18 protein-coding genes are annotated in these 24,594 nt (G+C 59.8%); 12 read left to right on the top strand and 6 right to left on the bottom strand.

Features of this window, described 5'->3' with window-relative positions; all coding sequences use genetic code 11:
* Positions 1-71 precede the first annotated feature (71 nt).
* Positions 72-1,082 (bottom strand): NAD(P)-dependent alcohol dehydrogenase, encoded by a 1,011-nt coding sequence (locus H0Z09_RS10555; protein WP_186690282.1) that lies wholly within the window; start codon positions 1,080-1,082, stop codon positions 72-74.
* A 181-nt stretch (positions 1,083-1,263) separates the two neighbouring features.
* Here H0Z09_RS10555 and H0Z09_RS10550 point away from each other — a divergent pair, with 181 nt between their 5' ends.
* From H0Z09_RS10550 to dsdA, 9 genes are all read left to right on the top strand, one after another.
* The gene (locus tag H0Z09_RS10550) at positions 1,264-2,163 is read left to right on the top strand and encodes a LysR family transcriptional regulator (protein WP_186690439.1); all 900 of its coding nucleotides are present in this window, start codon (positions 1,264-1,266) and stop codon (positions 2,161-2,163) included.
* Positions 2,164-2,825: 662 nt separating this feature from the next.
* Positions 2,826-3,797 carry a helix-turn-helix transcriptional regulator gene (locus H0Z09_RS10545; protein ID WP_076954406.1) on the top strand — a complete coding sequence of 324 codons (972 nt, stop codon included), beginning with the start codon at positions 2,826-2,828 and terminating at the stop codon, positions 3,795-3,797.
* 139 nt (positions 3,798-3,936) lie between these two features.
* Complete coding sequence (locus H0Z09_RS10540; RefSeq protein WP_186690280.1) at positions 3,937-4,812, top strand: transporter; 876 nt, start codon at positions 3,937-3,939, stop codon at positions 4,810-4,812.
* Between the two features lie 23 nt (positions 4,813-4,835).
* On the top strand, positions 4,836-5,984 hold the full coding sequence (locus H0Z09_RS10535; RefSeq protein WP_186690278.1) for an MFS transporter: 1,149 nt from the start codon (positions 4,836-4,838) through the stop codon (positions 5,982-5,984).
* Positions 5,985-6,016: 32 nt separating this feature from the next.
* Positions 6,017-7,129: a class II histone deacetylase gene (locus tag H0Z09_RS10530; RefSeq protein WP_076954409.1), complete on the top strand. Its 1,113-nt coding sequence runs from the start codon at positions 6,017-6,019 to the stop codon at positions 7,127-7,129.
* A gap of 469 nt (positions 7,130-7,598) precedes the next feature.
* A complete protein-coding gene (locus tag H0Z09_RS10525; protein WP_186690276.1) occupies positions 7,599-8,831 on the top strand; it encodes an MFS transporter in 1,233 nt (410 codons plus the stop codon).
* 84 nt (positions 8,832-8,915) lie between these two features.
* Positions 8,916-9,827, top strand: coding sequence for a LysR family transcriptional regulator (locus tag H0Z09_RS10520; protein ID WP_186690274.1), 912 nt, complete (start codon positions 8,916-8,918; stop codon positions 9,825-9,827).
* Positions 9,828-9,924: 97 nt separating this feature from the next.
* Positions 9,925-11,451, top strand: coding sequence for an amidase (locus H0Z09_RS10515; protein WP_076954412.1), 1,527 nt, complete (start codon positions 9,925-9,927; stop codon positions 11,449-11,451).
* A gap of 52 nt (positions 11,452-11,503) precedes the next feature.
* Entirely contained in the window at positions 11,504-12,841 is a 1,338-nt protein-coding gene (dsdA, locus tag H0Z09_RS10510) for a D-serine ammonia-lyase (RefSeq protein ID WP_346656789.1), read from the top strand.
* Between the two features lie 172 nt (positions 12,842-13,013).
* Here the strand turns inward: dsdA and cydB are convergent, their stop codons facing one another.
* From cydB to fdhF, 4 genes are read right to left on the bottom strand one after another with little or no spacing between them, the layout of a single operon-like run.
* Positions 13,014-14,012, bottom strand: a complete 999-nt coding sequence (gene cydB / locus H0Z09_RS10505; RefSeq protein ID WP_186690270.1) for a cytochrome d ubiquinol oxidase subunit II — start codon at positions 14,010-14,012, stop codon at positions 13,014-13,016.
* Complete coding sequence (locus H0Z09_RS10500; RefSeq protein ID WP_186690268.1) at positions 14,012-15,382, bottom strand: cytochrome ubiquinol oxidase subunit I; 1,371 nt, start codon at positions 15,380-15,382, stop codon at positions 14,012-14,014. The genes cydB and H0Z09_RS10500 overlap by 1 nt, the downstream gene beginning before the upstream one ends.
* Before the next feature lie 13 nt (positions 15,383-15,395).
* Positions 15,396-15,878, bottom strand: a complete 483-nt coding sequence (locus H0Z09_RS10495; protein ID WP_186690266.1) for a DUF1641 domain-containing protein — start codon at positions 15,876-15,878, stop codon at positions 15,396-15,398.
* On the bottom strand, positions 15,878-18,853 hold the full coding sequence (fdhF, locus tag H0Z09_RS10490; RefSeq protein ID WP_186690264.1) for a formate dehydrogenase subunit alpha: 2,976 nt from the start codon (positions 18,851-18,853) through the stop codon (positions 15,878-15,880). Before fdhF ends, H0Z09_RS10495 begins: the two co-directional genes overlap by 1 nt.
* Positions 18,854-19,225: 372 nt before the next feature.
* On the opposite strand from fdhF, the gene H0Z09_RS10485 reads away from it, so the two are divergent.
* The 3 genes from H0Z09_RS10485 to H0Z09_RS10475 are packed head-to-tail and all read left to right on the top strand — an operon-like array spanning position 19,226 to position 23,596.
* Positions 19,226-20,395 (top strand): zinc-dependent alcohol dehydrogenase, encoded by a 1,170-nt coding sequence (locus tag H0Z09_RS10485; RefSeq protein ID WP_186690437.1) that lies wholly within the window; start codon positions 19,226-19,228, stop codon positions 20,393-20,395.
* Positions 20,396-20,436: 41 nt separating this feature from the next.
* Positions 20,437-21,984: an alpha-amylase family glycosyl hydrolase gene (locus H0Z09_RS10480; protein ID WP_186690262.1), complete on the top strand. Its 1,548-nt coding sequence runs from the start codon at positions 20,437-20,439 to the stop codon at positions 21,982-21,984.
* Positions 21,974-23,596: an alpha-amylase family protein gene (locus tag H0Z09_RS10475; RefSeq protein ID WP_186690260.1), complete on the top strand. Its 1,623-nt coding sequence runs from the start codon at positions 21,974-21,976 to the stop codon at positions 23,594-23,596. The genes H0Z09_RS10480 and H0Z09_RS10475 overlap by 11 nt, the downstream gene beginning before the upstream one ends.
* Here H0Z09_RS10475 and H0Z09_RS10470 read toward each other — a convergent pair.
* The gene (locus H0Z09_RS10470) at positions 23,585-24,571 is read right to left on the bottom strand and encodes an SDR family oxidoreductase (protein WP_186690258.1); all 987 of its coding nucleotides are present in this window, start codon (positions 24,569-24,571) and stop codon (positions 23,585-23,587) included. The genes H0Z09_RS10475 and H0Z09_RS10470 overlap by 12 nt on opposite strands.
* Between the last annotated feature and the right edge of the window lie 23 nt (positions 24,572-24,594).

Below are 24,594 nucleotides of genomic sequence, written 5' to 3'. Positions count from 1 at the left end.
GGGATCGGCCATCAACTCGAAGAAAGGTTGATGAAGAATAAAACCCGACCATGGCCGGGTTTTATTCGCACTTAACTGACCTTGATCACCACCTTGCCGAATGGACCGCGAGCCAGGTGCTCGTATGCCTCACGCGCTTGTTCGAACGGGTACACGTGGTCGATTACCGGACGGATTTGGTGAGTGTTGAGGAACGCGTTCATCCGGTCAAAGGACGAACGTGGCGCAACGGCGATACCGCGAATCGTGGTTTGGCGGAAGATCATCGGCATTAAGTTCAACGCGGTGGTCTGGCCAGTCAGGAAACCGATTTGAGCAATACGACCGCCCACCTTGGTTGCTTGAATAGAAGCGTTGACACCGTCGCCGCCCGCCACTTCCAGCAACAGGTCAACGCCCTTGCCGTCGGTAAGTTTCAGGACTTCTGCCGCCCAGTCCGGCGTCTTGCGGTAGTTCACCCCAGCGACCGCGCCCAGTTTGATGACCGCTTCAAGGTTCTCGTCGCGACTTGACGTAATGATGACCTTCGCGCCCAGCGCCATGGCGATCTGGGCGGCAAAGATCGATACACCGCCCGTGCCCTGCACCAGTACAGTCTGGCCTGCTTCGACCTGGCCGAAGTCCACCAGCGAATACCAGGCAGTCAATGCTGCGATTGGCAGGGTCGACGCTTCTTCGTCACTCATATCGTCGGGCGCGCGAACGGCGCTGTCTTCATGAATAATCATGAACTCAGCCAGACCACCAGGCAGGGGGGAGCCGACGCAGTAATCGGGTTCGTCGTGCGACGGCATGCCATCGAGCCAGCGCGAGTACAGGTGGGAGTTGACGCGGTCACCCACCGCAAAACGGCTCACGCCCTCGCCCACCGCCACCACGGTACCGGCTGCGTCGCTGACCGGAATCAGCGGCTTGGGGACCTTATGCGGCTCGTAGATACCGTCAACAATCGCTTTATCCCGAAAGTTGAGAGACACGGCGCCGACCTTGACCAGCAGTTCACCGGCCTTGGGTGTTGGGGTTTGGGCCTCGCCCAGCTGCAGGTTGTCCAGGCCAAAATCTTTCAGAAGCCAAGCTTTCATTTTTTCTTCTCCATTCCAAGTGCATGCCAGGCGGTCGGTTCGGCAGCCTGTTGATGCCGCGCATTGTTTCGCTTCAGGCGCTTGGAATAAATGTTCAACGACACACAAGATTGTTACCCTGCCAGGTAACAAAACCCGCCCACTGTCAGAATTGGAGGCATGGATGGAACTCTTGCAATCAATGCGCGTGTTCGTTCGGCTCGCTGAATCCGGCAGCTTTACCAAGGTGGCGGAGGCGGCACAGACGGGGCGCCCGTATATCACTCGATCGATCCAGGAGTTGGAAGCTTCCCTGGGTGTACGCTTGTTCCACCGCACCACCCGCAAGGTCAATCTGACGGCCGAAGGGGAGCGATTCTACGAGCGGGTCAAATGCATCCTGGCGGACATCTCGAACACCACGTCAATGTTCGATGCCAGCGGAGCCATGTTGCAGGGCCGGCTGCGTGTTGATATTCCCAGCGCGTTTTCCCAGCGAAGCTTTATCGAGAGCCTGAAAACATTTACCGCAACGTTCCCTGACATCGAACTCATCGTGGGTGTTACTGACAGGACAGTCGACCTGGTTGCAGAAGGTGTCGACTGCGTATTGCGCATTGGCGAGCTGCCTGACTCAAGCATGGTGGCCCGTCACATTGGAGCGGTCGAAATGGTCACCTGCGCAGCGCCGGGCTATCTTAAGGAGCGGGGGGAACCCAAGACACTGGACGAGTTGGTCGACCACAAAGGCGTCAACTTCCTCTCAGGGCAAAGCAACAGACCGCTTCCCTGGTATTTTCGAGGTAAAGGAGCGGATCAGCCTTTCACCTGTCGCGGCGCCATCACCGTCAACGAATCGAATGCTTACGTCCACTGCGCCGTGGCTGGCTTCGGCATCATTCAAGCACCGGGCATCATCGTTGACGCGGCGCTGTCCAGTGGCGAGCTGGTGGAGGTGCTGCAGCCTTACCGCCCCGCACGACGCAAGGTTTCGGTGCTGTATCCCAGCAGGACCCACCTCGCCCCACAGGTGCAGGCATTTGCGGATTGGCTGCGCGAGCACTTTCCAGCGCTTCATCCAACGTGGTTCAAGGCTGAGTGATCTCGGCTTTCGTTCGAACAAGACCTCGGTCTGGAAACAACCGAGGATTACATTTGGAACGGTGGAAATCAGGCACATCGCAAGCGTCTTCCGCGCCCAGCTGTTTGAGCGTGACTATCATTTGAATGAGCTACTCGGTCATTACGCCCGTTACTTCACGGCCGCTGAGAAAACCGGCCAAGAGTGAAAGACCGAGAAACCAGAGCGTAGTAATAGCAGACGGATTGGCGGCAATCTAAGGTTTTGTTTTCTTGCCGAAGCAGGAAAAGACTTAATTCTGGACTTGTTTTTGGATCGCGGGTGCGCTCCAGCACCGGTTGTTCGACCGCGACCCTCGCAACAATGTATTGCGCCGCCTGTTGTGAATGGATAACCCCATAGGTGGTTGCAGGGATGCGCCACCGTAGATGGCGCCCCGGTAGCTGTCGTGTCGACCGGGCTCGCAACAGGGATGCGCATGCATCAATGCTCGGCGCGACGCTCCGCGTCGCCTATACGCATTGAACTATCCGGCGCGGTCCAACTTCCTCCTCATGCATCTGTAGGATAGCAATCGGACACCGCAATGCCGATACTTGGCCCAGGCCCTGCCACGGCGATTACACGTACCGGCCTTTAAACCCTGTGACTAGAACAATAAAAAGTCGCACAGAGGATTGCTTATGAGCCGTTTCGATCCCAACGCCCTGTTGCATGCGTTCAGTACGCTGACCTTGGACTTGCATCGCCTTGCACAAGATCAGGATATTGCAAATTTTCATGATCATGCACTCGAGCGCATCAGCCGGTTGCTGCCTTTCGACAGCGCCTGGTGGGGGCGCGCTGCCGTGATCGATGGGTTGCCGGAAGAGCACAGCACTTATCTCTATAACCTGCCGTCCCCCTATCTGGCGGATTGGCAGTCGATGCGCCATGCGGACGTTGCGGTCGCGCTCACTCAAAAAATGCCCGGCCAGGCCTTTATCGTCGACATGCGCGATCCAGCCAATGGCGCCGCCCTGAACTGGCTGGGTGAACGGCATGATATCGGCGAGTTGTTGTGCATTGCGCATGTCGATCCACAAACCTGCCTCAGCGACCATTTGAGCCTGTACCGCAAACCCGGCGCCCTCGGGTTCGACGAACAGGACTGCCATCTGCTGAACAACCTGATGCTGCACCTGGTGGCCTCCGTTTCGGCCAATCAGATCCGCGCGCTGGTCGCCATGCGCGAGACGCTGACCAGCCCGCGCAAACTGGCCCTTGCGGTCTGTGATCGGCGCGGAGTATTGCAGTGCTCCGAACGCGGTTTTGTCGACTTGTTGCTCAGTGAGTGGCCGCAATGGACCGGCCCCTGGCTGCCCGTGAAACTCGATGAGCACGGGTACGAGGGCCGGCTGGTGCATATCGAAGCTTCCGCGGTGGGCGATCAGATTCTATTGGCGGCACGTATCAACCGCGCCCTGCCCCAGCTCAGCCCTCGGGAAAACGACGTCGCGCAGGGCTTTGGCGAAGGCAAGACCTACAAGGAAGTGGCCCGCGATCTCGGCTTATCGCCCAATACCGTGCGTCATCACATCCGCGCCATCTATAGCAAGCTCGGGGTCAAGGACAAGGCGCGTATTGCGCACTTGCTCCACGCACCTCCCGACTGACCCCCTCCCCCCTGACCCAGTGTTTCCTTACGCCGTCGTTTTGACGGCCACGGGCACCTTTTTGCCCGTTTTCCTGCCAATGCTGACCAGTACGGCGATGCACTCGCCGCAATAACAATCATAAAAGAGACGTCTTGCCATGAATCAAACCTTATTGCGTAACTCTGTTATATGCCTGGGCGGCATGCTGCTGAGCTGGCAAAGCCAGGCGGCCGACCTCAGTGCGCGAGATTTTTTCGGCGCGCCCTCCGGCACTACGCTCGGGGCGCTGTACCTTGCTGGCACTCGCGCTGATGACTTTCATGGCCCGGCTGATCGTGACGGTAAAGCCGACCTGAAGGCCAATGTGGTCCTGTACCGCCAGGTGTTCTTCACCGACGTCTGCGGCACCTTGTGTACGCCGCAATTCCTCGTGCCCTTTGTCGACCTCAACGCTCGACTGCCAGGCGCGAACCACCACACCGGTGAGAGCGGATTCGGCGACCCACTGATCGGTGGCACGCTGTTTTTTATCAACGACCCCGCCTCACGTACCTACAGCGGTTTGCTGACTATGATCACCTTGCCCATAGGTGAATACCACAGCCAAAACCCGGACGTGTCACCCGGCGCCAATCGATGGGGCACGAACTTCGTTTACAACTATACCCAGGGCATAGGCGAAAAGTGGGTGCTGGAAGCCAACCTGGAAGCTCAACTGTACGGCAAGAACGACAACTACTACGGCAGCGAACTCAAGCAAGACCCGTTGTATCGACTGCAAGCCTTTGCCTCCTATGACTTCACGCCCTCGACCTATGGCGGGCTGCGCCTGGTTCAGGCTGATGGCGGTGCTCTGCGCATCAACGACCGGCGGATCGACAACACCCACAAGCGCTACACCCAGGTTGGCTTTGAAGTCGGGCATTGGCTGGATCGACAAAACCAAGTGATGTTCAGCCTTTCGCAGAATGTCGTGGCCTCCAATGGCTATGCCGGCGCCGACGCGCTGTTGCGCCTGGTTCATGTGTTTTGAATGTGTCTTCCCGGAGTTTGCTCATGAACACTCGCGTTGCAATCGATGGCCTGCCGTTACCTTCATCCACCTGGAGCTTGCTGGCCGCAATCATTCTGTTCGCCGCCATCGCGCCGACCATTTTGATGACTGCGCCGGCAGTGGCGGCGCAATTGGCCAGCCAATGGCACCTGAGCCCGTCACAGATTGGTGACCTGTTTTCTGTGGAGCTGGGCGCAATGAGCTTGGCGTCCCTGCCAGCCTTCTGGTGGTTGAAACGCATCAGTTGGCGCCTTGCAGCGTTCACCGCCGCCGTGGTGTTCATTGCAGCCAACCTGCTGTCAATGCTGGCCGATACGTACAACCTGCTCCTGGCCTTGCGTTTCATCAGTGCGATTGCGGGCGGTTCACTGATGATTATCTGCCTGGCCAGCGCCGCCGCGACAGCCAACCCCGGCCGGATTTACGGGTTGTGGGTCATGGGACAATTGGTGGTCGGGGCCTTGGGCCTGGCGTTTTTGCCCACGTTGTTCGAGCGCTACGGGCTGGGCGCCTGCTACCTGATCCTCGCGGGGTTGATGGCCCTGTTGCTGCCCTTGACGCGTTGTTTCACTGCCGGCAAACCGGCAGCGCGGCAAACCAGCGCCGCCGCCCTGCCCGGTTCACGGTTGAAGACCACGCTCGGCATTCTCGGGCTCCTGACCTTCTATATCAGCCTCGGCGGTGTCTGGACCTTTATCGGTGCAATCGCCGCGCATGCGGGAATTTCAGCGCAAAACAGCGGCGAAATTCTGGCCTTCGCCACCGTGATCGGGATTGCCGGCGCCGGTTGCGCCTCATTGGTTGGCACGCGCCTTGTGCTGCTGCCCGTGGGCTATGGCGTCATGGCGGTTGCCGTGCTGTTGCTGCTCGATGAGCCCGGTCTGTGGCGCTTTGCCGTGGCGGCGTTTGTGTTCAAGTTCACCTGGACCTTTGTGCTGCCCCTCATCCTTGCCTGCCTGGCCAAACTCGACCACAGCGGCAAATTGATGAATGCCTCGAACCTGATGATTGGCACCGGCCTGGCCATCGGGCCCGCTATTGCCGGCCGCCTGATCGAGACCACCAGCGGGTTCACGGCGCTGCTGTTGGGCGGAGCCGCCATCACCTTGTTATCCCTGGTGCTGATGCACAGCAGCCGCGCACCGGCGTAAAAGCACTTTTATCCGTGATACTGGAGAGTCAGATGAACCGAACCACCGCATTTTTCTTCGATGAACTGTGCCTGTGGCATAGCGCCAGTTCCCATGTTCTGGTGTTGCCGGTCGGCGGCTGGGTACAACCGCCTGCGGGGGCCGGCCATGCCGAATCGCCTGAAACCAAGCGCCGTCTTAAAAACCTGATGGATGTGTCCGGGCTGAGCAGTCATTTGCAGCAGCACAGCGCGATCCCGGCCAGTGAAGAGGCGTTGCTGCGGGTTCACACTGCCGACTATCTGCAGCGCTTCAAACGCCTGAGTGATGCCGGAGGTGGTGAGTTGGCCCCATCCGCGCCTATCGGTCCCGGCAGCTACGAAATCGCCAAGCTCTCCGCCGGGCTGGCCATCGGCGCCGTGGACGCCGTGCTGAGCGGTCAGGTCAGCAACGCTTATTCCCTGTCGCGCCCACCTGGGCATCACTGCCTGGCCGACAACGCCATGGGATTTTGCCTGTTGTCCAATATCGCCATCGCCATCGAGGCGGCCAAGGCGCGGCATGGGCTGGGCAAAGTCGCGGTGGTCGATTGGGACGTTCACCACGGCAATGGCACCCAGTCCATATTCGAGGCTCGGGGCGATGTGTTGACCCTCTCCCTGCATCAGGAAGGGTGTTTTCCACCGGGTTACAGCGGCGCGCATGATCGTGGCCAAGGCGACGGGCTGGGCGCCAACATTAACATTCCCTTGCCGCCCGGCAGCGGTCACGAGGCGTATCTGCATGCCATGCAGCAGATCGTGATTCCCGCATTGGAGCGTTTCGAGCCCGAGTTGATCATTGTCGCCTGCGGCTATGACGCCAACGCCGTCGACCCGCTGGCGCGCATGCTGTTGCACAGTGACTCGTTCCGCATGATGACGCGGATGGTGCGTCAAACGGCGGAGCGTGTGTGCCAGGGCCGTTTGGTGTTGGTGCATGAGGGCGGATACAGCGAAGCCTATGTGCCGTTTTGCGGGTTGGCGGCATTGGAGGAATTGTCGGGTGTGAGAACGGCAGTAAACGATCCCATGCTGGAGCTTATTCAACTGCAGCAGCCCAGCGAGGCGCTCCTGAATTTTCAGCGGGCATGGATCGACTGGCTGGCGGAGGGCGTTGAGGCTTGAACCATCGGGGTTTCTCAGCCCTTCTTTGCGTTTCGCCAAGGCTTGACCCATTTCGCAAAACGCCGCATATCCTTGAGCCAGTTCTCCAGTTGGTGCGCGGTTTCGGGTTTTGCCGTGAGCGTCACCAGCAAGCCAACGTTGCGTGGAGAGGAGCGCAGGATCACTGGGGCCGATGCGCGTTGCGGTGCAGAAGGAAAAGATGAACTATTCGCATATCAGCGCTTCTCGGAAAAAATATGCACGGACACCCTGTTGCCGTACATCCAGGGAAAACCTGCAATGCGCGCACCAAGTCAACGCATAACGACAGTATTCCGCTGCCTTCAGCCGCCCCTTAACAGGGCTCGCGCACCATGTAAGTGCTGTGATTATTGGGCACACCTGCACTCTCTTTTTATCACTTGTTGCCCTCGGCGCTGCTGCCCACCATGGCCTGAATTCCAGCCATTTCTTCGCCAGGACAGCCCTCATGAAGGTCACCAGATTCCTGCATAACCCCCTATTCGTATTCATTCTTTTGTACCTGGGTTACATGATTTCCTACGTCGACCGAGCGGCCATTTCCTTGGCTCTGGCCCATATCGGCAAAGACTTCAACGTCGGCCCCGCGCAATTGGGGGTGGTACTCAGCGCCTTCTACCTGGGCTACGCCGCCATGCAGATTCCCGGTGGCTGGCTGGCCGACAAGTTCGGCAGCAAACGCGTGGTGGTGGTTTCCATCGCACTGTGGTCGCTGTTCACTGTGCTCACCGGGCTGGCCTGGTCGCTGAGCGCGCTGCTGGTGATCCGCTTCCTGTTCGGCCTGGGCGAAGGCGGTTATCCGTCGTCGGCGATGAAGGGCGTGGCTGAGATCTACCCCCGCGAACAACGGCCGAAAATGGTCGGGCTGATGATCTCGTCCAACTACACCGGCAGCTTCGTCGCCCCGTTGATCATCGCCCCGCTGATTCTCTGGCTCGGCTGGCGCGATGTGTTCCTCGTCATCGGCCTGGCAGGCATCGTCTTCGCCGTGTTCTACGCCCTTACCGTGCGCCGCAATGTCGCTGTGATCGAGGACGCCGCCCTGCCCCGTGCGACTACCAAGGTCAGCGTCAAGGAGCTGCTGCGCATGCCGCTGATCTGGAAGATCGTGGTGGTGTGGTTCTGCCTGAGCCTGCTCAACAAGGGCCTGGACGCCTGGATGCCGATGTACCTGCTGACCGTACGCGGCCTGGACATCAAGACCGTCGGCATGCTGGTGCCACTGCCGTTCATTTCGGCCAGTATCGCCACCGCCATGGGCGGCTGGCTGATGACACGCTACTTCGACGGCAAGGAAAAATTCCTGATGATGGGCAGCTGCGTGCTCACCGGGGTGTTCGTGTACGGCATGTACCAGGCGCAGACCACCACCCAGGTAATCGTGTTCCAGACCGTGGCCTACTTCTTCAAGTCATTCGTGTTCGCCACCGCCTTCGCCCTGCCCACCAAGATCCTCTCGCAACGGTTGGTGGGCACCGGCATCGGCATGGTCAACTTCGGCGGGCAATTAGCGGGCTTCGTCTCGCCCATGGTCATCGGCTTTCTGGTGGAATACACCGGCAGCTACAATTCGGCCTTCCTGTTCCTGCTCGGTGCTGTAGTGGTAGCGGCGCTGGTCAGCACCAGCATCAGCGCGCAAAAGATCCGCGAAGTGCAGCTAGCCAACGCCCACGAGGCCTGAACCATGGCCTTGCCGCTGAAAGCCGCGTTGGGTAGGGAGCCTGGGCTAAAATGTCGCCTCCCTACTCCGGAGAACCAGTTCCCCATGAGCGCCCGAATTCTCAGCGAAACTGCCGTGCGTTATTTTCTGCAAGTGGTCAACAGCGGCTCCATCAGCGAAGCGGCCCTGCGCCTGCACGTGGTGCCTTCGGCCATCAGCCGGCAGATCAGCCGCCTGGAAAGTGAACTGGAAGCGCCATTATTCGAGCGCCAGTCGCGGGGCGTGAGCCTGACCAGCGCCGGCGAGCTGCTGGCCGCCTATGCGCGCCGTACCCTGTTGGACGCCGAGTTGGTGAGCAATGAGATCAAGGCGCTGCGCCAGCAAGCGGAATCCATGATCAAGATAGCCTGTACCGAAGGCTTCGCGCCGCACTTCCTGCCCGATGCCATCGCGCAGTTTCGCCTGGCCGGGCAGCAGAGCAGCTACCAGATCAAGGTGGCTTCGGCCCAGGAAGTGACGCGCCTGGTGCGCGAAGGCCAAGTCGACATCGGCCTGTGCTTCAGCCTCGGCGCGGCCAAAGGTATTCACGTCGCGTACCGCCAGCCGGCGCCGGTACTGGCGCTGGTCGCGCCCAGCCATCCGCTGGCAGCTCAGACGGGCGTGACGCTCAAAGACATCGTCAGCTACCCCCTGGCGCTGCCCGGCCCCAACACCACGCTGCGCCAGTTGCTGGACATCTACTGCAGCCGCGAAGGCCTGATCTATAAAAGCATCATGGACACCGACAGCCTGGAAACCCTGGTGAAGTTCGCCATGTCCGGCAGCGCGGTGACCTTCACCGGCGAGCTGTTCGTGCGCCACCGCCTCAAGAGCCAGCAGCTCAAGGCCCTGGACGTACCGGAAATGGCTGACGGCGCGCGCTTCATCGAAATCCAGACCCTGGCGCGGCGGCAACTGTCGGCGCCCATGGAAAGCTTTATCGAGCACATCAAGCACGTGCTCCAGTGCGCGGCCTGAGCTTTCTGCAAACAGCATGGCAGCCTTCGAATTAAGTTGGTTGTGGCTGCCTGGCGGTGTTTTTATTCTCTTGTTTTATTTGCGCAGGATCGACCCCATGCACAACCCGAACGAATTGGCCGACAAAGGCGCGGTGGAACTCAAGGCCCTGATCGATTCGCGTCAGGTGTCGCCGGTCGAAGTGCTTGAGGCCTGCATCGCCCGTATCGAAGAATACAATCCGAAGATTAACGCCTTCTGCGCGACCTCCTTCGAGCGCGCCCGCAAAGAAGCCCGCGCCACCGAACAGGCGATCAACCGCTGCGAACCACGCGGTCTGCTTAGCGGCCTGCCGATCGGCATCAAGGATCTGGAAGAAACCGAAGGTCTGTTGACTACCTACGGCTCGCCGCTGTTTCGCGCCAACTTGCCGACCCAAGACAACCAGTTGGTACGCCGCCTGCGCGCCGCCGGGGCCATAGTGGTAGGCAAGACCAACGTGCCGGAAATGGGCGCTGGCGCCAACACCCGCAATCCGGTGTGGGGCGCCACGGGCAACCCGTTCAACCCGCGCCTGAACGCCGGAGGCTCGTCCGGTGGCGCCGCCGCCGCGCTGGCTGCCAATATGGTGCCGCTGTGCAGCGGCTCCGACACTGGTGGCTCCCTGCGCATCCCCGCAGCCAAGTGCGGCATCGTGGGCCTGCGCACTTCCCCCGGCCTGGTGCCGAGCGAACGCAAGCTGCTGGGCTGGACGCCGATTTCCGTGGTCGGCCCCATGGGCCGCGACGTCGCCGACACCTGGCTGCAACTGGCGGCCACCGCCGGCATCGCCCCGAACGACCCGCTCAGCTATGACTTCAGCATGCCAGCGGCCATGGAGGGCACGGTCGACCTTTCACGCCTGCGCGTGGGCTACACCGAAGACTTCGGCGTGTGCGACGTCGACGACGACATCCGCCGCGTGTTCCGCGCCAAGGTCGCCAGCCTCAAGGGCCTGTTCGCCAGTTGCGAAGAAATCGAAGTGGACATGCAGCACGCCCACCGCTGCTTCGACGTGGTCCGCGCCGAAGCCTTCGTCGGCAGCCTGCAGGCCGCTTATGAGAAAGACCCGGGCTCCCTCGGCCCTAACCCGCGCGCCAACTACGAGATGGGTGCACGCATGTCGCTCAAGGACTGCGTGTGGGCCAACGCCGAGCAAACGCGCATATTTCGCCGCTTCCAGCAGCTGTTCAGCCAGTACGACCTGATTCTCTCGCCCACTACGCCAGTATCGGCTTTCCCTTGGGAGCAGCCGTACCTGGAAAGCGTGAACGGCGTGGCGCTGGAAAACTACTACCGCTGGCTGGCGCTGACTTACGTGGTCACCCTGGCCACCAACCCGGCGCTATCGATGCCCATGGGCGTCGACCACCTCGACATGCCCTTCGGCATGCAGGTGATCGGTAAATTCCGCGGTGACCTGGAGCTGCTGATGGCCGCCCGTGCCCTCGAAGCCCATTGCGAAACGACCCAGGATTTGCGCCGCCCGCGCCCGAACATGGCCGCCCTGGCCCTCAGCGAAGTGGACCTGTGGACGCCCGTCACCCACCCGCCGCTGGCCCCGGACCAGTACGCCACCGCGACCGATGGGCGCCCGGCCGTTTGACCCCGTTAATCAAGTGGCGCCACAGCGCGCCGCCGTTGGAGCCCCTGCTGTGATCACATCCGTATATGGCAAAAGCCTCGCCGACTGGACTACCGAATTTCCTCTGTTGAAACCCATACTGGCCGGCGAAGAAGTCAGCTGGTTCAACCCGCAGATCGCGCCCCTGGCCGATGCGTTGAACGATATTGCCCTGACCGCCACCGATGTGCGGCATGCCAGCGAGCGCCTCCAGCGCTTTGCGCCATTCCTGGCCCAAGCCTTCCCGGAAGTTGCTGCAAGCCAGGGCATCATCGAATCGGAACTGGTTGGCGTACCGGCTTTCGCCCGCGCCCTTTGCGAGCGTTACGGCGTCGAAGGGCCTATCCGGCTGCTGCTGAAGAAGGACAGCCACCTGCCCATCTCCGGCTCGGTGAAAGCCCGCGGCGGTATCTACGAAGTGCTGTTCCACGCCGAGCAACTCGCCATTCGCCATGGCCTGCTGAGCGAAGCGGACGACTATCGGCGCCTGACCGAAGCGCCATGCCAGGCGCTGTTTCGCGCTCATAAGATCGCGGTCGGCAGCACCGGCAACCTCGGCCTGTCGATCGGCATCGCCGGCGCGCGCCTGGGCTTCGCCACGACCGTGCACATGTCGGCCGATGCCCGGCAATGGAAGAAAGACAAGCTTCGCGCCCATGGCGTGACCGTGGTCGAGTACGCCGGCGACTACGGCCAGGCCGTCGAAAAAGGCCGCGAGCAGGCGCAGGCGGACCCTACCTGCCACTTCATCGACGACGAGAACTCGCAGACCCTGTTCCTCGGTTACGCAGTCGCCGGCGAGCGGCTGAAGGCGCAGTTCGCCGAGCAGCAGGTGGTGGTTGATGCCCAACATCCGTTATTCGTCTACCTGCCCTGCGGCGTCGGCGGCGGCCCTGGCGGCATCGCTTTCGGCCTGAAATTGGCGTTTGGTGATCACGTGCACTGCATCTTCGCCGAGCCGACCGAGTCGCCATGCATGCTGATGGGGGTATACACCGGGCTGCACGATGGCCTGACGGTGCAGGACTTCGGGATTTCCAACCATACGGCCGCGGATGGCTTGGCGGTCGGGCGACCTTCGGGATTCGTGGGGCGGTCGATGCAGCGGATGCTGGATGGGTTTTATACGGTGACCGATGCCGAGTTGTTCAGTTTGCTGCAATTGCTCGATCGCACCGAGCAACTGCGTCTGGAGCCCTCGGCGTTGGCCGGAGCTCCAGGTTTCGCGCGGGTGCTGCACGAGCGCCAAGGGTATGGGCGTCGTTTGGGGTTGCCGGACGGTATACCCGCAGGCGCGACCCATTTGATCTGGGCCACAGGAGGCGGGATGGTCCCTGCGGCCGAGATGGCGGCGTACTTGAACAGACGCTAAGCGCAACAGTGCTTCATACCGTTGTTAACGGTTAACACCGCATCGTAAAAGTCAATCATGGTAGCAAGGTCACGGGCACCAATCTGAATGTGACTGAACATGGACTCTCCGAGAATATGTGTAAGTTATATGTGTAAAGCGACATGCGCTTATGCATAGCAAACCGGTAATCTCATTTACCCGCCGTGACCTTGCCACGGAACACCCAAAAGCCCCATGTGTTGTAAACAAGCGTCACAGGTACCAGTACCGCAAAGCCCGCGAGCATGAAGGCCTGGCTTGAGGCCGGGGAAGACGCCTGGCCGATCGTCAATGAGGGAGGAAGGATCAAAGGATACAGGGCAATGATTGCGGCAACGAACGCCACGCCGAACCATCCCAGCACCGCAAATAAGGGCAGAAACTCGAGGCGGCTGGAGAACGCCCAATAAAAGCCTGCCACTAATGCACCCTGGAGCACCAAAAGCGGCAGGCTCAGGCTGGAGCCCAGAAGATGATCTCGATAGGTCGGGTTGGACAGGCTGGTCCATAGCAGGATCGCTGTCATCCCGAGCAGGGTCAGCCAGCCGAGTGTCCGGGCCTGGCCTTTCGCGGCGGTTTGCAATCGCCCGTCGGTGCGCCACACCAGCCAGCAGTTGCCCAGCAACGCATAACCGATGATCAGCACCATGCCGCAGGTCAGCGGAAAGGCGCCGAGCCACTCCCAGCCGTGGCCGCTGAACCTGCCCTCCTCGTGCTCGACCCCCTGCACGACGCACCCCATGATGAGTCCCTGGCACAGCGTCGCGATCAGCGAGCCGGCCACGAGGCTGATGTCGAGCCATGGCTTCATCTGCGCCGACGCGTCAGCCCGGAACTCAAGCGCAACCGCCCTGGCGATCAGTGCCAGCAGCATCGTAATGACGGGTATATAAAGTGCGGAAAACAACACGCTGTACACCACCGGAAACAACGCCAGCAACCCACCGCCACCCAGCACCAGCCAGGTTTCGTTGCCATCCCAGATGGGTAGGATGGAATGGACCATTAACTTTTTTTCATCAGGATCGTGACGCGTCGCCAGCAGCATGCCGACCCCCAGATCGGTCCCATCCAGAATCACATAGAGGATGATTGTAAAGGCGATTGCGGCCGCCGCCAGATCGGGTAACAGCGTTTCAGACATGAACATTACGATTCCCCCCGCGCTGCCGATTCTTCATCGGCATCCACAGTTTTTGCCGGCAGTTGCCTGACCGCTCGCACCAGGTATAAAAGACCCAACCCGAAAACCAGCCCATACATGACCATGATGGCGAGCGTACTACCCGCAACGAATGAAAGGGGTTGCTGCGAATGGCTGTGGACGGTGCGCATTAACCCATAGACCGTGAATGGCTGGCGGCCGACTTCGGTGACGATCCATCCGCACAGCATCGCCACGAACCCGGCGGGAGCCATGAGGACTGAACAGCGCAGCAGCCATCGACATTCAAAAAGACCACCGCGCCAGCGCAGCAAAAGACTGGCAGTGCCCAAGGCCACAATCAGCAAGCCAATGCCGACCATGATGCGAAACGCATAGAAGACCACGGCCACCGGCGGGATGTCTTGTGCAGGGAACTCATCAAGACTCTGGATGGTGCCGGTCCAGTCATGGCGCAGGTACAGCGAGCCAAGATGAGGGATTGCCAGTTCGAAGTCATTTCTGCGCAGCGTCTGGTCGGGTATCGCAAACAGCCTGAGTGGCTCTCCCTTCCCCGCTTCCGGACGCTGCCATGAACCCTCGATGGCGGCCAGCTTCTGCGGTTGATAGTCCCGGGTATTTTCACCGTGCAGGTCCCCGGCCACGATCTGAAGAGGGCCGACCAGCGCCGCCATCCACAGGGCCATGGAAAACATCACCCGCGCGGATGCGTGACGGCTGTTGCGCAATAAATGCCAGGCGGCCGCACCGCCCACCAGCATGGCCGTGCCGAGGAAGGCTGCAAGGCTCATGTGGACCATGCGATAGGGAAACGAGGGGTTGAAGATGATCTGAAGCCAGTCTTGCGCTACGAACCGGCCATCTTCGGTCATGCTGAAACCGACCGGCGTGTGCATCCATGAATTGGCCGACAATATCCAGAATGCACTGAATAACGAGCCAACGGCCACGGCACAGGTCGACAGAAAATGCAGGCGCGGGCCGACTTTATTCATGCCGAACAGCATGACCCCGATGAAGCCGGCTTCCAGAAAAAACGCGACCATGACTTCATAGAACATCAGCGGCCCGAGAATAGCTCCCGCTCGATGGGCCAGTGCGCCCCAGTTGGTTCCGAACTGAAACTCCATGACGAGCCCGGACGCAGTGCCCACAGCAACCGTCCAGGCAAAGATTTTCAGCCAGAACGTGTAGAGGTCCCTGTAAACCTGGCGTTTGCGCCACAACCACAGGGCTTCCAGTACCATCAGATAATTGGCCAGGCCTATGGAAAACGCAGCGAGCACGATATGAAAGCTGATGGTGAACGCAAACTGATAGCGCGCCAGCATCAACGCGGGATCCAAAGCTTCCATGTGCAGGCTCCGATCAGGCGTCGCTGGGCTTGCCCGTGAACTGGCTGACAGGTTTGTCGAGCGGCTTTTTCATCCCCTCGCCCATGGCCTTCAACCCTTCCATAAGCGGTGTGATCGCACGCCAAAGCGATTCGTCATGCAGCAAACGGTAGGTGCCTTTGACACCCGGTGCGAGGTCGTCATTATCCGGCGCGCGCCATTGGCTGACGGCGGCGCCCGCGTCTTTCAGCGCAAACACCAGTCGGTAGAATTCATCGGGCTGAACCCGTGAAAGCGCCATCGCCAAAATTGACAGATTCTGAATCACATTGAGCGTGCCTTCTTTATTGAGGCCGTCCACCAGCACGTTGGCAATCGCCGTGTTGGCGCACACCAAATCATTGGCCATGCGCAGGAAGCCGTGTTGATGAAGGCTCTGAAGCAGGCGGTCCAGTTCGTCCTTCGCATCAGGCTCGGTGTTGGTCGGTTTGACGTCGTAATCGATAGGCTCAGCCATTAAAACCTCTCCGGATGGGGCGCCGGGATATCGATCGGCGCGTAATCGTCTCTGGCCCATTTCACTGCCACGTCCACGCCATTGTTTGGCGTCCTGTGGCCATGTCGGAAATTCCCGGGCGGCAACGGGGCGCGGTGGCGTGGCGCCTTGAGGACCTCCATCTTCACGGCGGTTTCCTTATAGGCAGGCGTATTGACGTCCGGGTCGTGGTGCTCGCCAGTGAGTTCATTGATGCCGGGTTTGCCTTGGTGAATCGGCATGAACAGCAGCTTTTCGCTCACACGGTCGGTGATCACCACCGGCGCCGAGACCGAGCCACGCCGTGAGGTGATGCGCACCATAGTGCCCTCCTGAAGGCCGCGCTCGGCGGCAAGCTCGGGACTGACTTCGACAAACCAGTCAGGTGACAACGAGTCGATCCGGTCTCCACGTCCCGTCTGATTGTTGCCCTGGAAGTGCTCAAGCATGCGCCCGTTGTCCAGCATCAGGTCGAATTCGCTGTCGGGCGCTTCCGCCGGGCTTTTCCACTCCAGCGGATACAGCACGGCCTTGCCATCGTCGGTATGGAACCGCTCGGTATAGAGCAATGGCGTGTCAGTGCCATCTGGCTTCACCGGCCAGAGCAGGGAGTTCCAGCCTTCCAGACGCTCATAAGAGGCACCGGCAAACAGGGTGGAAATACTCGCCACTTCCTGCAGTATTTGCGAGGGATGCTCATACCCCCAGTCATGCCCCATGCGCTTGGCCAGATCCATCAGGATGCGCCAGTCCGGCAGGCTGTTGCCCAGCGGTGGGAAGACTTCATAAAAACGCTGGATCCGCCGCTCGGTGTTGACGAAAGTCCCCTCCTTTTCAACGCTCGGGCAGCCTGGCAACACGACATCGGCAAATTGGGCGGTGCGACTGAAAAAAATATCCTGGACCACCATGAAGTCCAGGTGTTTGAAGGCCTCATGCACGTTTTCCGTGTCGGCATCGGAGAACGCCGTCTCTTCACCGATGATGTACATGGCTTTGATCTTGCGTTGCGCGGCATGCTCGACCATCAGGAAATTGTCTTCGCCGACTGTGTTGGACAACTGCTCGGGGGGCACACCCCAGGCTTTCGCCCATTTGGCTCTCACCGCTTCGTCGGTAACCTTCTCGTAGCCGGGATAAACATTCTTGAGGCAACCGAAATCGCTGGCCCCCTGGACATTGTTGTGGCCGCGCATCGGGTAGCCACCCGTGCCTGGGCGCCCGTAGTTACCGCTGACCAGCAACAGGTTGGAGAGCGCCGTGCTGGTGTCCGCACCATGACTGTGCTGCGTGATGCCCATCGCCCATAGCAGGCACACGCTTTTCGCCTCTGCGATCATGGTCGCGGCGCTGACCAGTTCCGACTGAGACAGTCCTGTGATGTGCGAGGCGAATTCCAGCGTAAACGGATCAAGCGAGCGCCGGTATTCGTCCACTTTATTCACACGTTTTTCCAGAAAGTCCTTGTCCGCCAAGTCATGGTCGAATAGATAACGTGACATCGCACTGGCCCAGACGATGTCTGTGCTGGATTTGATCTGCAGAAAGAGATCGGCGCGCTCGGCCATCTCATGCTTGCGCGGATCGACCACCAGCAGCTTTTGCCCCTTGTGCTTGCGTGCGGCCTTGATCTTCGAGGCGATGACGGGATGGTTTTCTGCCAGGTTGCTGCCCACCAGGACGATCAGATCCGCCTGCTCCAGGTCGCCAATCGTGCCGGCGTCGCCGCCATACCCCACCGTGCGGAACAGTCCCTGGGTAGCCGGGTTCTGGCAGTAGCGCGACGAGTTGTCGACACTGTTGGTACCGATGACCAAGCGCGCGATTTTTTGCGTCAGGTAAGCCTCTTCGTTGCTGGCCTTGCTTGAACCGATGAAACCGATGGCGTCGGCGCCGTGCTCGCGCTTGATCGTCAAGAGGCGTTCGGCGACCAACGTCAGCGCTTCGTCCCAGCTTGCCTCACGAAATCGACCGTTGTCGCGGATAAGCGGTGTGGTCAGGCGTTTTTCGCTGTTCACGAAATCCCAGCCGAACTTGCCTTTGATACAGGTTGATATGCCGTTGGCCGGCGCATCTATTACAGGCTGCACTTTCAACAAGTGACGGTCTCGCGTCCACATTTCGAACGAGCAACCCACCCCGCAGTACGTGCATACGGTTTTGGTACGTTTGATTTCGGGTTGGCGCCAATGCATGTCTATGACGGAAACGGCAGTGATGGGCGGTGCGCCTAGGGTGTTCTCAAGGGTTTTCACCGCATCGATAAGCGGACGCTTGATGCGCTCGGGCATCGATGTAAAAGGCCCGGCATCCGGCTGCATGGTTTTTTCCAGCAACGCGTTGCACGGGCAAACGGTGACGCAGTGGCCGCAGCTCACGCAGCTGGATCCCTCAATCGTGGTGCCGCCATCCCACAACACCCGTGGATGATCCAGGGTGAAGTCGATACTCAAGGTCTCGTTGACCTCGACGTTCTGACACGCCTCGACGCAGCGTCCACAGAGGATGCATTGGTCGGGATCGTAGGTGTAAAAAGGGTTGGAGTGATCCTTGCTGTAAGGCTTGCGCTGGTACTTGTAACGCTGGATCGCAGGGTTGATGTCGGCGACGGTATTGTGCAGCGTGCAGTCTCCGGTGTTGTGCTCGCAGACGCTGCAATACAACTCATGCTTGGCAAGGATCCGGTCCAGGCCTTCTTCCTGGGCGGCCCTTATGTGAGGCGCTTCACTTACCAGCTTCATGCCGTTGGCCGTACGCAACGTACAGCAGCGAACCATTTCGCCGTTGTGCTCGATCCAGCACACATCGCAGGTCTGAATCGGCCCAAGGGCCCGGTGATAGCAAACGTGGGGCAAATCGATACCCTGCTCTGCGAGGAAATCGATCAGCGGCTGGTCAGTTTTTCCGTGAAGGATGCGACCGTTGTATTCGACGCTGCACTGGATATCGTCACTCATGAAAACTCGCCCCGTTCGCCGATTTATTTGCCGTTGCATTGGCTCCGGGATACGCCGGAGGATGCGCAAGCAGAAATATTCAGTTACAGGGTCGATATTCAAGAGCCCAAAAACGTTCAGAACTTTTTCTGGCTGACGTCGTGAACGGTCATTCCCGCCTTGAGTTGGTTTCGTCGGGCAGACGCCAGCGATCCGCGATAGACCGTTCATCGAAAGTTTCAAAATTTCTCAAAGCATTTTCAAAAGCTTCGTTATCGCAATAGATATCCACCGCGTGGATGTTAGAACTTGCAGCCTGCTGCGAATGCATGAGGGGGCTTGCTCACTTCCAGGCGGCTTAACTCACCCCTCATCGACCCTGCGAGGTGCAAAATGAAGGCTATTGTGTTCCACGGTGTCGGCGATATCCGGCTGGATGAAGTTGCCGAGCCCACGCTGCAAGCGCCCAACGACGCGATCATCCGCATAACCGCCTCGGCCATTTGCGGCACCGACCTTCACTTTATCCGCGGCAGTGCACCGGATATGCAACCTGGCACGATTCTAGGTCATGAAGCGGTCGGTATCGTGGAGGCCTTGGGTGAGGATGTACGCAATTTAAGGATCGGCGACCGTGTGCTCGTCCCTTCGACCATCGCATGCGGCAATTGCGCTTACTGCCGCGCGGGTTATTTTGCCCAGTGCGACGTTGCCAACCCCAACGGCAAAACTGCCGGCACGTCCTTTTTTGGCGGTCCCAGGGCCACAGGCCCTTTTAACGGGCTGCAAGCCGAAAAAGCCCGAATCCCCTTCGCCAATATCGGTTTGATCAAGCTGCCCGACGCAATTACTGACGACCAGGCGATTGCAATGTCGGATATTTTCCCAACCGCCTGGTTCGGCGCCAAAATGGCGGAAATCAAGGACGGTGACACCGTTGCGGTTTTTGGCTGCGGGCCGGTAGGTCTGTTTGCGATCGTAAGCGCCAAGCTGCTGGGCGCCGGTCGTATCTTTGCCATCGATGGCCTGGACGACAGGCTGGATCGCGCGCGAGACCTTGGCGCTGAATGCATCAATTTCGAAAAGGAAGACCCTGTCGAGACGCTGCATCGCCTGACCAATGATATTGGCGTGGACCGGGCGATTGATGCCGTAGGCATTGATGCCAACCACACTCACCACGGCCAGGCCCCCGGCAGCGCACAATGGCAACCGGGCGATGAGCCATCTCAAGCCCTGGAATGGGCCGTTCAAGGATTGGCCAAGGCTGGCACCTTATCGATAATAGGTGTCTACCCTGCCGGGTTCGACCGCTTCCCCATCGGCGCGGCGATGAATAAAAACCTGCGCATGAACATGGGCAACTGCCATCATCGTAAGTACATCCCCAAGCTCATCGAAATGACGTTGGCGGGTCGTGTGGACCCGTCCAAAGTGCTGACACAGCATGAGCCCATGGCGGATGCCATCAGCGCCTTCCAGAAGTTTGATCAGCATTCCCCTGGCTGGATCAAAGTCAAGCTGGAGACTAGCGCCCAACCTGGCGCAACCGGCCTTGGTTGAGCAAGCCGGCAACTTGAATGACGCCTATTCAAGGAGGGACCATGTCCGTTACGCAGAATTCGACATGGTGGAAAAACGTCGTGATTTATCAGGTGTACCCACGTTCGTTCGCCGATGGCAACGGCGATGGTGTCGGCGATCTGCCGGGTCTGATTGCACGGCTGGATTACCTTAAGGCGCTGGGCGTCGGCGCGTTGTGGTTGTCGCCGGTGTACCCGTCGCCCATGTACGATGCCGGTTACGACATCTGCGACTACACGGATATCGACCCATTATTCGGCCGTCTGGCCGACCTCGATCAACTGATATCCGAAGCCCACAAACGGGGCCTGAAGCTGTTGATGGACTTCGTGCCCAACCACACCTCGGATCAACACCCCTGGTTCATCGAGTCTCGGTCCAGTCGCGACAACCCCAAACGCGACTGGTATATCTGGCGCGACCAGCCGAACAACTGGCGCGCATCGATCGATGGCGGCAGCGCCTGGACCTGGGATGAAGTCAGCCAGCAATACTATCTGCACTTCTTTCTGCCTCAGCAGCCCGACTTGAACTGGCATAACCCGCAGGTCGTCGAGGCCATGCACGATGTGCTGCGATTCTGGCTGGACCGTGGCGTCGACGGTTTCAGGATCGATGTGGTGCATTGTGTGGGCAAGGATCCGACCTTTGCCGATGACCCGCGCTGCATGGCTGGCGAGACCATGGTGCAGATCAATGATCAGCCGTACAGCCACGAAGTGCTGCGCGGGCTGCGTCGACTGGTTGATCGTTATCCCGGCGACCGGGTGCTGATCGGCGAAGTCAATATCCGCTCGACCGCTCGGGTTGCGGCGTACTACGGCGCCAGTGATGAACTGCACATGTCGTTCAACTTCCCGCCGCTCGATGCGCCATGGGACCCGGTAGTGTTCCGTTTGTGCATCCGTGAAGTCGAAAGTTGCCTCGGTCAACAGTCGGCCTGGCCGACCTGGGCCTTGTCCAATCATGACAACAGTCGGCTCCGCAGCCGTTACGGCGGCTCGCTGGCCCGCGCGAATGCGGCAGCGGTAATGTTGTTGAGCCTGCGTGGTACGCCCTTCATTTTTCAGGGCGACGAACTGGCGCTGGAAGATACCCAAGTCACCGCACAAACCCGCGTCGACCCAGGCGGACGCGACGGCAGCCGGGCACCGTTACCGTGGCTGTCGCAAGCGCCGCACGGCTGGTCGGGCAAGGCGCCGTGGCTGCCCTTCCCGCCGGACGCCGAGGCACTGGCCGTGCAAACCCAGGAAACGGCGAGCCACTCCACGCTCAGGCTTTATCGGCGCCTGCTGCATTGCCGTCGGCACAGCGCGGCCTTGCGTCTCGGCGAATGGGAGGAGCTGCCTTCGCATCCGAAGTTATTGGCTTACCGCCGCTACTGCTTTGATGACGAGCGCATCGTATGCATCAATTTTGACGAGGCCCAGCACACTTTCGCCCTGGCTGGCGACTGGATCATCGAAGTCGCCAGTGACAGGCAGGGCGAGAATCAGCTCTTTGACGGAACCCTCGGCGCGCAGAAAGCGGTCATAGTGTGCCGCAAAGGAACTGAGCATGAGTGCTGAATGGCCGCATGACACGGTGATCTATCAAGTCGACCCGTCGCAGTTTTTCGACAGCAATGACGACGGCTGCGGCGATCTTACGGGCATCGTTGAACGCCTCGATCACTTAAGCGCGCTGGGAATCGGCGCGCTTTGGCTATTGCCGATTTATGCCTCCCCGTTTCGCGATTGTGGCTATGACGTCAGCGATCATCAGAGGGTAGAGCCACGCTTTGGCAGCGAAGAAGATTTGCGTCGGCTGATCGACGCAGCCAAGCAACGCGGCATGCGTGTCATCATGGAACTGGTGTTGCAACACACCAGCGAAAAACACCCCTGGTTCGAACAGGCACGCCAGGATCGCGGCAGTCGTTATCGCGATTACTACATCTGGTCCGACGCGCCGGTAGACGATGGCAACCAACCGATCTTTCCCAGCGTGGAAGACAGTATCTGGCAATGGGACGAGCAGGCCGGGCAATTCTATCGACACCTGTTTTATCGACACGAACCGGACCTCAACCTGAAAAACCTTGCGGTGATTGCAGAGATCGAACAGATCATCAGCCATTGGCTGCGCCTGGGCGTAGCCGGGTTTCGTCTGGACGCGGCGTCCCATGCAGTCGAACAAGCCGGCGGCGGTGAGGAAGAGCGAGGCGTGTGGTTGCTGGAGCGGCTGGCGGCGCATGCGCGCTCGATCAACCCGGACTGTTTGCTGATGGGCGAAGTCGATGTCGAACCGAAGCGTTTCGAACACTACTTTGGCAACGGCAATCGCTTGCAGTTGGCGCTGGATTTTTGGCTTAACAATCACCTGTTCCTGGCGCTGGCTCGCGAGCGTGCGGAACCGCTGTTACGTGCGTTGCAACAACGGCCGCAAGCGCCGGATGGCGCGGGTTATGCCGTGTGGCTGCGCAATCATGATGAACTCGACCTGGAACGTCTGAACGTGCGCGAGCGCGCCGAAGTCATGCAGGTGTTTGCTCCCCAGGCGCACATGCGCGTTTATGGCCGTGGCATCCGTCGACGGCTTGCGCCGATGCTTAACGGCGATGTACGTCATCAGGCAATGGCGCATGCGCTGTTGGCGTCGTTGCCGGGCACACCCATCATCCGCTATGGCGAGGAAATCGGCATGGGCGATGATCTGCAACGGCGTGAACGCCTGGCGGTGCGAACGCCGATGCAGTGGAGCGCCGACACCAACGGCGGTTTTTCCCGAGCGGAGCACACGAAGCTGCCAGCGCCGCTGATCGATGACGGGCCGTTCAGCTACAAAGCGGTGAATGTCGCGGCGCAGCAAGACGATCCTGACTCCCTCCTCGCTCATTGCCAGGCGATTTTCAAACTACGCGCCAGGCTCAGTGAAATCGGTAAAGGCACCGCCCAACCCCTTTCGCATGCTCATCCGGCGGTATTTGCCATGCGGCATATCGGCGAATCGACGACCATCGTCCTGGTCAATCTCAGCAGGCAACCTGTCACGCTGGAGTTGACCATGACTCAGCAATTGCAGGGTTTCGAGCAGATCCTGGCCGACAGCTATTATCCTTCGCTAATCAGCGAAAACACCGCACTGACGCTCAACGGCTTTGGCTATCGCTGGTTTCGACGCAACCTTTCAGAACCATAGCAGAACCATCGCACAGACAAGCGCCAACACCGCCGATACCGCCGATACCTGGGTGGACGTCAGCGCCAGAGCGCTTGCGCGGGAGCGGCCGACAAAACGCCCGCGCGTCCGGTGCAATTCAGCGCCCAGAGGCTGGTACAAGTTGTCGCCATGGCCGCCGTTGTCATCTTCCTTGCTCATTTGGCCCGGATAGCACTGACGCGCGAGCATTCGATCGAGCAGTCCCGGGATCAGGCAACTGCCGACAATCGCCTTGATGCTCGCCATGCCCAGCCACAATTCCCGTGGCGGACGTTGGATCACACTGAAGATCGCTCGGGCGGCAACGTCCGGATCGTGAATCGGCGGCACTGGTTGCGGGCGTTTGTCGAGCTTGTTTCGCGCCCAGTCGAATTGCGGGGTGTTGATCGCCGGCAACTGCACCATGCATACACGAATTCGACTGCGCTCGTGCAGCAGTTCACAACGCAACGCATCGGTAAACCCGCGGACGGCGAACTTGGCGCCGCAATACGCCGATTGCAAAGGAATTGCGCGATAAGCCAGCGCCGAGCCTACCTGGATGATCAAACCCTTATTGCGCGGCCGCAGCAATTTCAGGGCAGCCAAGGTCCCGTTGACGGTGCCCAGGTAAGTGACTTCGGTCACGCGCCGGATTTCCTGCGCAGTGAGTTTTTCGATCGGCGAGAACACGGTGACCATCGCTGAATTTATCCAGATCTGCAGCGGTCCCAATTCCTCATCAAGCGCAATGGCCGCCGCTTCAAGTGCCTGTGCATCGGCCACATCGACACTAATCGCCGTCGTCGCCTGGCCATATTGCGCCAGTTCCTCCCGTGTCGCCGCCAGACCGGCTTCATCGCGCGCCAGCAAACCGATGCGGTAACCGGCGGCGGCGAAACGATGCGCCGTGGCCCGCCCTACGCCCGCACTCGCACCGCAGATCACCACCAAACCATTTTTCTGCTGAGCCATCACCATCCCCTCCGGTAAACGCT

Source organism: Pseudomonas sp. SWRI18 (assembly GCF_014268345.1).
In the GTDB taxonomy this organism is placed as follows: Bacteria; Pseudomonadota; Gammaproteobacteria; order Pseudomonadales; family Pseudomonadaceae; genus Aquipseudomonas; species Aquipseudomonas cedrina.
This window is presented reverse-complemented; position numbering and strand designations above follow the sequence as displayed.